Annotated in this window: 8 protein-coding genes; all 8 read left to right on the top strand. The window is 36.9% G+C overall.

Annotated elements, in window-relative coordinates:
* Positions 1 to 1,996, top strand: a 1,996-nt coding sequence (locus ABIL69_09750; GenBank protein MEO0124268.1) for a 5'-3' exonuclease H3TH domain-containing protein, incomplete at its 5' end; no start/stop codon positions are given.
* Between the two features lie 674 nt (positions 1,997 to 2,670).
* A complete protein-coding gene (locus tag ABIL69_09745; protein ID MEO0124267.1) occupies positions 2,671 to 3,156 on the top strand; it encodes a hypothetical protein in 486 nt (161 codons plus the stop codon).
* Between the two features lie 431 nt (positions 3,157 to 3,587).
* Positions 3,588 to 5,690 carry a DUF5916 domain-containing protein gene (locus tag ABIL69_09740; protein MEO0124266.1) on the top strand — a complete coding sequence of 701 codons (2,103 nt, stop codon included), beginning with the start codon at positions 3,588 to 3,590 and terminating at the stop codon, positions 5,688 to 5,690.
* A gap of 417 nt (positions 5,691 to 6,107) precedes the next feature.
* Positions 6,108 to 7,058, top strand: a complete 951-nt coding sequence (locus ABIL69_09735) for a hypothetical protein (protein MEO0124265.1) — start codon at positions 6,108 to 6,110, stop codon at positions 7,056 to 7,058.
* Positions 7,055 to 9,934, top strand: coding sequence for a CHAT domain-containing protein (locus ABIL69_09730; GenBank protein ID MEO0124264.1), 2,880 nt, complete (start codon positions 7,055 to 7,057; stop codon positions 9,932 to 9,934). Before ABIL69_09735 ends, ABIL69_09730 begins: the two co-directional genes overlap by 4 nt.
* Before the next feature lie 16 nt (positions 9,935 to 9,950).
* Positions 9,951 to 10,646 (top strand): hypothetical protein, encoded by a 696-nt coding sequence (locus tag ABIL69_09725; protein ID MEO0124263.1) that lies wholly within the window; start codon positions 9,951 to 9,953, stop codon positions 10,644 to 10,646.
* 48 nt (positions 10,647 to 10,694) lie between these two features.
* Positions 10,695 to 12,416: a M48 family metalloprotease gene (locus ABIL69_09720; protein ID MEO0124262.1), complete on the top strand. Its 1,722-nt coding sequence runs from the start codon at positions 10,695 to 10,697 to the stop codon at positions 12,414 to 12,416.
* Between the two features lie 173 nt (positions 12,417 to 12,589).
* On the top strand, positions 12,590 to 14,560 hold the full coding sequence (locus ABIL69_09715) for a tetratricopeptide repeat protein (protein ID MEO0124261.1): 1,971 nt from the start codon (positions 12,590 to 12,592) through the stop codon (positions 14,558 to 14,560).

Raw genomic sequence — 14,560 nt, 5'->3', positions numbered from 1 at the left:
TGCTGTTTTTTTTGATATGGCATTTCCAACATTTAGACATAAAACATTTGAAAAATATAAAGAAAAAAGAAAACCAATGCCTGATGAGCTTTCAGGACAAATTTCTAAAATAAAGGAGATTATAAATTGCTTTGGTATAAAATATATTGAAAAAGAGGGATATGAAGGTGATGATTTAATAGGCAGTTTTGTTGAAAAATTGAAAAATGGAGATTATGAAATATTTATTATAGGAAGTGATAAAGACATTTTACAACTCATTGATGAAAATGTTTTTGTTGTTAATCCAATTAATTATGAAATAATTGATAGGAAATGGGTAATTGAAAAGTATGGTTTTCAACCAGAAAAGATAGTTGATTTTATTGCTCTAAGTGGTGACCCTACAGATAATATCCCAGGAGTACCTGGTATTGGAGAAAAAACAGCAATTTTGCTTTTGTCAAAATTTAATTCAATTGAAGAAATATATGATAACATTGAAAAAATTGAATCTGAGAAATTAAGAGAGAAACTAAAGAAAAATAAAGAGATTGCTTTTTTAAGTAAAGAATTAGCAAAATTACCCAAAAATAACGCCCGTGTGCTAATGCATCTTGCTTGGCTCCACTACCCGGGTTTCTTTCCAATTAATCTAACCAGAGAAGATTATAATAAAATTTTTGCACAAAAGGAGATTGAAACAATCTTCAACGATGCCAGCCTAAAAAAATTTGTAAAATTAATGGGTTGGGAAAGTGAAATGAATCCTCTCCTCTCATTCTATTATGTCCACTACTTTCAAGAACCCGAAAACAGAACAATTCAAGAAATCATTAATATTCACAAAAGTCATAACAATCCCTCTTACCTTTTTTGGTATCTTTATACAAATGATTTAGATACTTTTTATCAGGAATGCACCTATTTTTTGAGCACACTATCCCTTTTCTATGGGCCTGATGACCCGTATAAAGAAAAAATGAAAGAAATATTCTTAGAATCAAGCGGCGATATTCTTTTGCTTTATTATCCTTGGTTTTTCGGTATGGAAGATCCAGTTCAATACAAAAGTCGTTATAAGGAAGAACCATATAGTAAACTTTTTGAGGTAAAAATTTGGCTTATGCAGCGCGATTGCACAAATTTGGATTTTGAGTGCCTTATGGTCCTCTTCAATGAATTTTTTAATAGAAAAGACCGTCAGGCATTACTGGATACATATCGGTTGTATCTAATCTTTGGGCTCGCAATATACGGTTTTGAAAATAGAGAGTTGATCATCTCAATCCAGAGGATGCAAAATGAAATAGAAAATTCAACAATAGACGAAATTTCAGATATTGAAAAGGAATTCTTCCGCATGGAAATGAATGTGATTAATAGATTTTCGGAAGGCGAGGTAGATGATAGTGTTTATCATGGTTTATTCAAAAGGCTTTCAGATGATAAAAGTTTTTTGGATAAAAGGCAAAAAATTTTATTTCTTAGTGTCGCCAGATTGTTTGCACTGTCACCTAAACTCAAGGTGTACTTGAAAAAATGGTGCGATATTCTCAGGGAGCATGGAATTGAGAATTGGAATGAAGAAATACTTGAAACCCAAAGCGAGTTATGGCAGGCAATTGTAACAGGAGAAGAAGAATCATTAGATAACCTCGTATTTGATGTTCTCGTAGGTGGTCAATTACCCTCAATCCCATCCATGCCTGAAGTTAAGGTCATATTGAAATCAGATTATGGCGAAATCAGATGGCAGTCTAATTTAATAAAGTTAGGGGAGAATGACATCAAAATTTTAAAAGAAATTGGTTATGATGAGAAATCACCTTTAGAGCTGAGGCAGGTGCTTAAAATAAATGCTTCTGCACTAAGAAAAGCAATTCAGCGCCTTCGGGAGAAACTAAAAGGTTCCCCAATTGAAATAAAATTTGAAGAAGGATTATATTTTTTAGAACGTAATCCCGAATGGCAGGTTAAATGGATTTCACCAGAAGAACAAAACAAGGAGGCATAAATGAAGGTAAAATTACTAAAATGTCTATTGAATGAATTATTAAAAGAACAATATAAAACAATTAAGAAAATAGAGCAATTAAATAATAAAATAAATTGAAAGAATTAAATAGCGAAGTGCATTCTGAACTTTCTCACAATGGAATAATCACTGATGGTGACTTGCCGGATAATGTAGATGCATATATAAATACAACCGATAAACAATTAGAATTGTGTTACAATAAGTTGCACGAAATCAACCTTGCAATATATAAAATAAAGCATGCTGTCAAATTTTATGGATTTTGTGAGCTGTGTCACAAACCTATAGATATCAGACGTTTACAATTGATACCAGAAACTCGATACTGTGTTAGATGCCAAGGGCTAAAAGAACTTAGCGGGTTTGGGACACGACCAGAAATTCACACCTACCGCTCTAAATGGTCACACTTGTTTAACTTGGATGAAGAAAGAGTAGATAAAAACGAACCATTTTATCATTATGACAAAAATTGGGGGCTTGTCATTGTTTCGCGAAAGAGGGCGAGAAGTTACTTTTATCGATAACGGGCGATGCGAAAGCAAAGGAAATTACTATAATAATAAAGGAGTTTTCGGTTGCATCTCTTAACTCTACAGGAATTTTGATATTAGGAAACACTAAATAATATTACGCATAGGAGGAGCAATATGCGGGTCCGTTTGGTAAGAGAAATGCGTCATGTGAGGCAAAAACTCATACCGTTGGATATTACCCTGCCAACCAGAATCACACTGGCTTTGATGAACAGATACCCGAGGTCTATAAACTTCAATGAGGTTCGGGTTACCAAGCATCGGGCATCAATAAAATTGGCTAAACGAGATGGCACAACCGTTTATTATATCGGGATCGGGATTTACAACTCCTCGTTGTATATTTTCTGTTCCTTGAACAAGCAATACAAGACACTTCTTGACTGGCTTAGTAAATCCCTAACTGACATCAGAAATCATCTGGGTGAAGACAGCGACATTGTCGTCAGGACTTATACCGTAGAAATACGCCGTTCGCTTGTGGATCACAAGAAAAGAAAATATATCACTAACATTGAGTTCCGCAGGCTTGTGAATGAACTCGACCGCTGGATAAAATACTTGAAAAAAAACCTAGATGAAAATCAGCGGTCTTATTAGTAAAACCGCATTTCACATATCTCGGTAATCTTAATAAGTTAATGCACACTTGAAATTTGGTTAGGGTATGAGAGATTGTGTGAATGACTATTGTATTTTTGTGAAATTTGTATAAAATACTACAATTAATAACAGCCTAAAGAAGTAATGTAAATTAATAAGATTATTGTAGTGTGGTAATCGAAAATGAAACTTTTTGGGGATTTTTGCGTAATACATAATATAGAAGGCAATTGAGGGCAACTTAAGGCAATTAGGGGCAATAGAAGGCTAAAGAGGGCTATGAAAAAAAATAAGGGTAAACAAGGGGAAATAAGGGCTAATAGGGGTGAAGAGGGGAATGGAATTTGGGATTTCAAGAAGGATGGTTGGTGGGTTGGGGTTGGAATGCTGGTATTATAAAATCTAAAAAATAAGGTGAAAGGAGAAATATGGTTTTTCTATTATTAGTGTTAGTTGCAAATAACAAATCCCTTGAGGTGCGGTTTACAGAAACTGCACCGGTGATTGATGGGCATATTGAAGAAATCTGGCTCAAGGCAGATTCAGCGTACGATTTTATTCAATATATGCCTTATGAAAAAGAGAAGCCATCGGATAATACCGTGGTTTACATTCTGCAGGACGAAAACAATCTCTATTTTGCCTTTCGGTGCTGGACAAAGAATTCTAAACCTGTGAATCAGATGAGTGGAAATGATGATGCAGTTAGTGTGTATCTTGACCCCTTTGGAAGCAAAACTACTGCATATCTATTCAAGGTTTATGTCAGTGGGGTGTATGATGATGGCTGGATACTTGATGATGGTCGTTCTTCAGATTTGTCCTGGGATGGTGTCTGGTATTATGCAGTAAAGACCTATGATGACCGCTACGAAGTTGAGATTAAAATTCCATTTAAATCAATCAGATATAAAAAAGGCCTTTCAGAATGGGGGATAAATTTCAGGCGTCATATTCCAGAGAGACAAGAAACTGATTACTGGACCGAGGTTTCACAGAAAGAAGGAATGCTGGTATCAAAATTTGGTACTCTAAAAAATATCAACTCTCAGGCAAAGGGTTATTATTTTGAAATCTATCCAGAAGGCTTTGTGCGTTATGATAAGGTGGGTGCACTTTCGGGCGAGATAAAACCCAGTGCCAGTTTGAACCTGAAATGGGATATTACTTCTCAAACCACCTTAAACGCCACTGCCTTTCCTGATTTTGCCCAGATTGAATCCGACCCATTTATTCTGAATCTATCAAGGTATGAGACATATTTGAGCGAGCGGAGGCCTTTTTTCGTTGAAGGCTCAGAGATATTCAGAATGTCGGATTTTGGTGAAGGTAAAGGGTTCTTCTCGCCTTTGAGAATCTTTTATTCCCGAAGGATTGGTAAATCTGTTGATGGTGAAGTTGTACCAATAATTGGTGGATTGAAATTGACCAGTAAATCAGAAAAACTAAACTATGGTTTATTTGGTGCGTACACAGATGAAGTAAAAGATAGCAATCTTGTGCTTGAGCCGAGGCGTGGGTTTGGTGTGTTTCGTGGAAAATATAAGGTCTTAGAGAATTCGGATATGGGTATATTATTCAGTGGCACAGCGGTCAATAAAGATACATATAATCTTGCGATCGGTGTTGATGGGGTGTATCGGTCAGGACCCAATCAATTTATCGTTCAGAGTGCAATGAGTGATAAAATTGGCAAAAGGGATTGGGCAGTATCTTCTGGTTATTTTGGGTTTATCAAGAACTTTTTGACAATGGGCAGTGTTCAGGTGATTGGTGATTCATTTGATGTTCAGGATATTGGCTATGTGCCCTGGGCAGGAATCAAGAAGTTTATGTTGCTCACTGGGCCATTTAAGACATATCAAAAAGGTTTTTTGAGAAACCTGTGGACTGGATTTGGTGGTGCCTTGATACAGAGCCCTGGTGAAAAAGATTGGTCAAAGATAGGATTTGCCTGTTTCAATCCCAATTTCAGGAATGATTGGGGTGGGAGCATGGAAATTGAGGCAGGTCCATATTATGAAGCAGATACAAGTTTCTTGTTCCGCTGTGCAAATGTATCAGTGTGGGGTAATGGACCAAAGTATAGTATCTGGGGTGGTGCTAACATTAGCTACTCTTATAACTACTATCGTGGATTTCTTGCGTATCAGTCTTATACCTGGCACGGATTTTACTGGACAGTGATGCCTCGGATTTCAATCAATTTTGATTCCTATTTCTGGGTTGAATGGGATACTACTAATACAATCCTTACTATATGGCCTTCAGCAACACCGAGAATAGATATCAAAATCACACCCATAATGACTTTTGGTATATTTAATGAGTTTGTCTTCAATACACCGGGCACAAATTTTGGTGCTACAGAATTTTTGACCAATCGTTTTGGCTTTTTATTCTCTTATAATTTCAAGCCCAAATCCTGGCTCTATATTGCCTTGAATGACTATCGGGCAAATCAAGGGGAGGGACTTGCATTACAAAATCAGGTTGGTGCGATAAAGGCGAAGTATTTGATATATTTCTGACAGGGCAACACAAGGCAAATTAGGGCAATACAGGGCAATTGAGGCGATACAAGGCAGTTAGAGGAAACACCAACAATAAATAAGGGTAAGTAGGGACAATTGAAGTACAAATAGGAAATTAACCTATTTAAGGGTTTAGACTTTCATACAGGTCAGAAGGTGTGAATTTTGATAAATAATTTACTACACGGTTGATTCCATTATTCTACAATTCTAAAACTATCGAACAATAACGAGGTTTAGATAAAAATTTAGTATAAAAATTATAAAATATTATAGGGGGGCTTTTCAAGACGCAGGATGGTGGTAAAGATTAATCTTTAGATATTTAAACCGCATAATTGACAGATAATTTATTTTGATTATAATTGGAATAAATTTTGGGACCAAGCAGTAATTATTATATGAAAGGAGAAAATGATTAATTTATTCACAATAGTCATGTTATTTTTTACTCAATTGAATAACACCGAAAGTGCACAGCCTATAGCAATATTAACCTTCGTGGAAGGAGAGGTTAAAATTTATAGAACAAGGGGCAAGGAGATTTTTAAAGCAGAATTGGAAAGTGCTATTTTTTCTGAGGACAGCATTATAACCGGAGAAAACTCTGAAGTTACTATATTTTATAATAACGGGAAAATTGTTTCTTTAGGTCCGAAAACCGGAATGAAAATATCGATGCCAATTGACACTACCCAGCGGGGAGGCGAAGATCAGGAAGGGGGTGGTGTAACTCCATCTGTTATTTCAACACTCTTTGCCTTCAGTGCCGCCGGGGAAAGGACCGGTGTAAAAATTCTTGTCCGTGGTGATGAAGATAGCCTTGCCTTAAAGGTCATTGAGCCAGGTAATACAGCTTTAATAACGAATAAACCAGATTTTATATGGCATAAATTCCAGAATGCACAGAAATATAGTATTGTAGTTCAGAAAATGGGGAATATAATCTGGCAAAAGACCTCAACCGATACATTTTTGAAATATCCTGAAGATGTCCCTGAACTCGCGCCTGGTTCATATCTTCTAAAGATTTTTGCCCTGAAAGGAAATGACACTTTGAATTCTGCTGAAAGATTCTTTAAGATTTTGAAGCCTGAGGTGGTGTCAAATATTATAACTGCCCTTAACAATATCAAAACGCAAAATCCCGATTCTTTTACACTTAACTATTTGAGTGCGCGTATATATGAAGAGAATGGGTTGATTCTTGATGCGATTAGGGCATATGAAGAATCATTAAAATTAAAGCCAAATGAACCTTTAATTCTCAAGTCCCTTTCCCTACTCTATAACAAATATGGACTTGTCGAAATTGGAAATAGGTATCTGGATCGGTATGAGGAACTTACCGGAAAGGAAAAGTGAAAAACGATTACAAATTCATAAATCTTCAATTCTCCCTTGATAAAAGGGGATTAAAGGAATCTTTTTTAATAATCTGTTTTCTCTTTTTATTATCTCCTGCCTATGAAATTGATCCGAATATCAAAATTGCAGATTCATTGTTCTATGTAGAAGACTTTTCAAAGGCAGAGAGTATTTATAAAGAGATATTAAATTTTGCGCAAGGGATTGATAAAGGATTGTGCCTTAAAGGGCTTGGTAATATTGTTCTTTCTTTCGGAGACCTAAGTCTTGCAGTAGATTATTACAATCAGGCACTGAATATCTTCAAAGAAAATGATTATTATCCAGGTCTGGCGAAGATTTATTTAAATATCGGTTCGATCGCATTTTATCAAGGAAATTTTACCGAGGCAGAAAAAAATTTTAAAAATGCCTTAAAAAATCAGGACTTGATAAAAGAGAAAACGCCGGATGATTTAATGGATGAAATAACCATTCGCCTGATGCTGGCACGGGTTTCTTTAGCGAAAAATGAATACGATAGTTCAAAAAATAACCTTTTGACCGCAATAGATAAAGCAAAGTCAATAGATTATAAAAAGGGTATTATTGATGGTTATTATTTCCTTGCGAGTTTATATATCCAACTGGCAGAAGCCGATAGTGCCCTGAAATATTTTAATCAGTCCTGTTCACTTGCACTGGAATTGGGTTATCAGAAAAGTGCGGCAGATGCCTATCGGGAGATGGGTAATATTCATCGCAGGCTCGGTGATTATGACATTGCCTATGAGAATCTATTGAAATCTTTGAATCTGATAATTGGCATTAAGCAGGAAAAGGAGATTGCACTCGGTGAAGGCGAATTGTTGAACAATTTGGGCAATCTTTATCTTGATATGGGAAAGTATCGTCAGGCTTTGGAGAAGTTCTTATCAGCATTAGAAATTTTTGATAAAACAGGCAATATTTCCTGGAAGATTGAGGCATTGCAGAATTTAGGCTATACTTACATTTTACTTTCGTCTACAGATAATACATATTTTGATTCCGCACTATATTTTTATGAACTGACAAGACCTTTGTTAAAAGACAAGAAGGATGAGGCACTATTTTATAATAATCTCGGTATTCTTTATGAGAAAAAGAAGGATTTTAAACTTGCGCAGGCGAATTACCAAAAGGCATTAAATTTATATAAATTCCTTCAGGATAGTATTGGACAGGCAAAGGTCTATTGTAATTTGGGCAACATATTTGTCCTTTCCGGTGATTACAACAAGGGAATAAAATCATATCAGGATGGGTATAATATAATTGAAAATATGAATCGAAAAGATTGGCAGGCATCAGTTCTATCAAACCTCGGTTTTGCCCAGCACAAGGCAGGGCAGATTGACGAGGCAATAAGTTCTTTGACCAAAGCGGTGGAACTTGTTGAAAACCTGCGCGGCAGGATTGTCAGTCAGGAATTTCGTTCAGCATTCTTTGAAAATAAGATTGTATTATACGAAGAGCTAATAGACCTATATTATAAAAAGGGGAATGCAAAAAAGGCTTTTGAATATGCCGAAGGCGCAAAGTCCCGGGCATTTTTAGATTTGATTTCCGGTATTGATATTGCCCAGAAAACAAATCTTGACCCTAAGATAAGATCATTAATTAAGCAGGAACAAGCCCTGGAAAAGAAGATAGAATTTCTATCCGGAATGCCTGAACAGGCAGATGTGATTATCGAACACAACCGGATAATAAAAGAGATGTTAGAAAAATTCCCCGATTATAATATTTTGAAATCAATAAAACCTATTGATATTAAAAAACTCCAATCTATTTTAGATGGCAATACGGCAATTATTGAGTATTTTATCGGAATGCATAATGGCTATGTTTTTGCAATTACCAGCCAGAGATATGGGATTAAAAATTTAAACGCAAACCCTGAAGAAATCTATGAAAAAATTGACAAATACCGCAAAATAATCAGGCGCAGGGTAAATTATGAAGATAATGAGCTTGCGGGAATTTCAGACTGGTTTTATAAAAACTTGATTGCCCCGGTTATGCCGGAAATAAAAGATAAAAAAAGGCTTTGTATTATCCCATATGGCATTCTGCATAATCTTCCCTTTGCCACGATTATGATAGATAAAGACTCAAAGAAACTTTTGATTGATGATTATGATATATTTTATGCCCCATCGGCATCAGTCTATGAAATTGCCCATAATAAAAACAAATTAAAAAAGAATAAATCGGTAATTTTTGCAAAATCTGATTTTTCAGAGCATCCAGATTGGTTTGATATGCCATTGCCCGGAACAATTGCCGAAAAAGATTCAATCTTAAAAACCGGGGGATTATCAAATCTCAAGGTTTTTGCAGATAAAGATAATTCATCACCCCCGCCTTCAGAGACCAACGCAAAAAAATATCTAAAGGACTATGACATAATCCATTTTGCTACCCACGGAAAACTTGCACCCGGCGATTCCGCACTTGAATCAAAGATAATTCTTTCTAAAGATGACGAGAATGACGGTGAATTAAGGGTCCGTGAGATATTTAATATGGAGATAGATGCCTATCTTGTTACTCTCTCGGCGTGTGAAACTGGACAATTGCGGGGTTTTTCTGAAGGTGTATACATTGGTGATGAACTTACTGGCTTGAGTCGTGCCTTTATCTATGCCGGCACCCCTTCGGTAATTGCATCTTTATGGAAGGTGAGTGATGTATCAACTGCACTTTTGATGGCACAGTTTTATAAGAATTTGAGGGGTGCGGACAAGACAAAGGCACTATGTGATGCCCAGAGGTGGTTAATGAAAAAAGAATATTTTGACAAACCATTCTTCTGGGCACCTTTTGTAGTTATTGGTGATTGGCAATAAAAGCAAAGGAGGTATAATGAAAGCCATAACCAAAATATTGGCAGTCTTATTGATTGCCGGACTCATTATCCCCGGGCTTGTTTATGCCCAAAAAGGTGGTAAGGGTGCCGAAGTGAAGACCGGGTCAGCACCATTGGCAGTAGAAAAACTGAAATATAAAAATATCCAGGATGAGTTTGACCCGACCTATGATTTTCTCGCTGATATTGGCGAGATGATTGATAATGCCCGACACCAGAAAGATGGTTTTGACTTGCTTGCTGCTACACAATTACTCATGCTTGCCGAGAAAATGTCGGGAAAGAAAAGCGCAGTTATCACCAGCGATGCGTTACTTAATGAGGTTGGTGATCTGGCAAAAGACCAGAAGAATGCAAAACTTGCCAAAATGGTTGCAGAATTTTATACAAATGCAGGTGATAAGACAAAGGCAGATGAGTTTACCAAACTTGCCAAAGATTATGAGGCGCTTGCAGGCACAACCCGTGGTTATTGCTGGGTGCGGGTGAATAATTATTCTTCCTGGACGATAAATGTTTATATAGATGGTTGGTATAAAGGAACACTTTCGCCAGGATATTATTCATATTTCAAAATCTGGGAAGGTTATACAAAGCTCTATGCGGAAGGCACATACACTGATTACTACTGGGGTCCAATTTATCGCGACATCGGTGAAGGTGAAACATTTACTTGGAATCTCTGGGATTAAGTCAAACAACGGGGGCACGGTAAAACCCCGTGCCCCCCAGGAGGAATTATGAATAAGTTTGTTTCCTTTATTTTTTTTATTCTGATATTCGCAAATGCCCAACAAATTGGTCCAGGTCCTTCTTTTATTATTAAGGCGAGCGAGGATGCCGCAAGACAGATAGAAGAAGAAACTGGTTTAATAAATGATACAATTCTGTTAAATCGCATTAAATCTATTGCCCAGAATGTTATGAGGGCATCAGATTTGAGAACAAGTTTTGAATGCAAGATATTAAATACCGATATAGTGAATGCCTTTGCCCTGCCCGCAGGTCCCATTTATGTAACATCAGGGTTGATTACAGCTCTTGATTCACTAAAGACCGAAGAATCTCAGTCTATGCTTGCAGGTATTCTGGGGCATGAACTTGCCCATATCACACTGCGCCATTCAGTTGCAATGTTGCGACTGGAGAACTTTATTAAGGGAGGAACATCTTCTATTCCGGAAGATGTTGCACAATTTTTACAGAGAGGTTATAACCGTGAACAAGAATTTGAAGCCGATGAATACGGAGTAATTTATGCAATGCGGGCAGGTTACGATTTTGAGTCAATTATAAAATTTTATAAAAAAATGCGTGAATTATATGGCGAAACTCCACCCGGGGATGAAAAGTATAACGACCATCCCCGTGCCACCGAGCGTATCGCAAGACTATATGAAGTGCGGGCGCAACTTGAGCGGGACTTTGACCAGTGGTATTTTGGTGTAGAGGCATTGAATGAAGGGCGTTATAACGAGGCGATAAAATATTTTAAATTATTCACCACCACTTTTTCCAATAGTGCCTGGGGATGGACGAATTTGGGAACCGCATATTTATTTGAGGCAATGTCAAAAATGGAAGCTCCCCCTGTGTTATTTATGACTGTTTATTACACAGAACCATCTTTTAGGTTAAGGGGAGAACCTGATGAATTATTGTATGCGGAAGAGGCTTTTAAAAAGGCAGTTGAATTGGATACGGCATATAATATTGTTTATTATGCCAATATGGGAATAATCTATGCCTTACGCAAGAAATACGACCAGGCGATTGAGTATACCAAAAAGGCACTGGAAGGTAAACAGGCAGAATATTTTTTCTATAATAATTTAGCAAATATTTTATTTTTGAAAAAAGAATATTTAGAAGCAATTGAGTTATACAAAAAGGCGATAGATATTAATCCTGATTGGGCGATGCCTAAATACAATCTTGCTATTGCCTATGAAACTATTGATAGAAAGGATCTGGCAATAGAAATATGGGAAGAACTACTTGATGTTTCGGGTTATAATAAAGAGGCAGTAAAGCACCTTTCAAAACTAAATAAGAAGTTTAAATCTTCAAAAGATAAAATCCAGCCTGAAACTCAAATTGGCGGTATTAGTATCGGAATGTCCGAAGATAATGTTCGGAAAAACTTAGGAGAACCCGATGATCAAACTGTACTTGAGAAAATGACTGCTTTGGAATATTCAACAAAAAATCTTGTAATATTTATCAGAGAAGGTAAAGTGAGCGGCATTCTTGCACGTGTGGGTTTTTCAGAAAAGACGGCAAAGAATATTGGTATCGGTTCGTCTATCAACGATGTTCGTAATGTCTATGGCCTTCCTGATGACATTGTCCAGCAAAAGAATGGTGAGCAATGGGTCTATGGCAAATACGGTCTGCTCTTTAATATCTATGAAGGCACAGTCAGTCAATTTCAGATTATTGAGGCATCAAAAGATGGTTAATGGGTTAGGGTTGAGATGTTAATAAATGTAGGGCAAGGCTTCAGCCTTGCTTTTTGGAAGAGCAGAGTCCACTCCGTCGGAGTAAGGTTTTATTTCCATAAAAATGGAGGATTTATGAGACTCTCACTCTCCCTTGAAGGGAGAGGATTAAGGTGAGGGTGAAAGGAGGTATGATGATTACTCGACAGTATTTTATCTTTTTTGCGTTAACTGTTGCATTTGGCTGGTCTACCAAAGTTGATATTGCCCAGGAATATTTTCTCAAGGGCACTGAGTTCTACACTGCTAAAGAATATACAAAGGCGGTTGAACAGTACTATAATGCAGTTAAACTTGAACCTACAAATGGGTTGTATAGATTATCACTTGCTGGTGCCTATGGAAAGGATAAACAATATGCTGAAGCCTTACCCCATTTGAAAAAGGCAATTTTGTTTGATACAACACTCATTGATGCCTATTATCTTATAGAAGATTTTTATGCAAAACTCGGTAAAGAAGATTCTGCCATTGCGTATTTTAGTGAAGAAAAAAATCTCCATCCGCAAAGGGCAGTTATTTACATTAACCTCGGGCATTTATATTATAGAAAAAAGGATTTCAATAAGGCAATCCAGGAGTTTCACCAGGCACAGACCCTTGAACCGAATAATCCGGTAATACAATGCGGTCTTGGGGTGGTAATGCTTGCCCAAGGTGATGACAGCACTGCTGAAGAATTCTTTTTAAATGCAATAAAAATTGATTCACTATATCCTGAGGCACATTTGTATTACAGTATAATCTTGGAAAGAAAAGGAATGATTAAAGAAGCAGAAAAGGAGCGCAACCTTGCCTATCAGTTAAAGCCCGAGTTGAAAGAGGTTGATTTGAGTGGTGTTCTGCCGATCCGGGGAGAAAAGGCAGATATTCCTTTTATTGTATCAACCCTTGATATAATTGTTCAGAAACTTATCAGACCTGAAGAGCGGCTTGCAGAAATGGTGAGGAAGCCTTTTGATTTGAACTTGGGGACCGGGTTGACAACAATCAATAAAGAAAAGTGGTTATCTATCAAATCAAGGCCAGCAATGGAGACAAAATGGTTTGGATTCAATCTCGCATTTGATTTTCTTGTCAATCAAGACAGCATCCGCACCAGAGAATGGGATTACAAAAAAGTTTTTCAAAATGTAAGAATAGGGCACCCGAATCTTCCCCTCTATCTTGGCACCGGTGCAATAAGCAATTATACACTCGGCTATGGATTGATTGTGCGTGATTATTTCAACCAGGCAGATGAAAATAACCGAAAGATGGGTGGGGTCTTTACCCTGCAAACAACGGATAATGCAATTGGTATTACCGGAATGGTAAACAATCTTTCACCAATGGAGGTTACAATCGGCAGGGCATATCTTGGAAAATGGGCACAATCTTTAGAAGACCTTCTGCAGAGGATGGAATTGGGATTTACCTATGCCCAGGACAATGAATATGCGTATAGGGTTTTAGGAGGTGACCTGCTCTTTTATCTTACATCTCGTGGTGCATTCCATTTTCTTATTGCCAGTGAATTTGCCAAGACGCTTGAACATGGTTATGGCAATGTATCAGGATTATTTGTGCAATTTGGTGGAATGAGAAAATCAGATGTTTCTTTATCGTTATATGGTGCAGGATTGATTTTAGGGAAAGATTTTGAACCAGCGCCATTTGATGCATTCTATGAGAAAAAGCGAAAACAATATGGTGCAGATCTTGTGAATGCAGTTTTGAGTAAATATGATAAAAATACAAATGGATTTTACGGTGTCGGTAGTTTGAATCTCGGAGTAGTTTTAAAACTCTCAGCTGAATATCAGAGTGTATCCGGTGTTGATTCCAGTGGACTCTTTACCGCACGTGTTTCAGTTGCAGATGATGAAAATATTCCGATAATTTTGCGTGGGGTCTTCTACAAATATAACTTTGACGACTTCAATACCCTGACTAAAATGGATGAGAATACCTATCTTGCTGGAATTGCGGGTCTAAAATTCTTTAAAGGACTCTTCTCAATAAATCTGCTCTATGAAAGAACCTATGTCTGGAATGAAGAAACGGATAATTACGAAACTCAGGAAAGAATTTCGCCCCACATTCTTTTTAATAAAAGTTTTTAA

Source organism: candidate division WOR-3 bacterium, assembly GCA_039802005.1.
Classification (GTDB): domain Bacteria; phylum Hydrothermota; class Tepidihabitantia; order SM23-42; family JAOAFX01; genus JAOAFX01.
The sequence above is the reverse complement of the archived record's forward strand: the minus strand, read 5'-3'. Positions and strand labels throughout refer to the sequence as shown.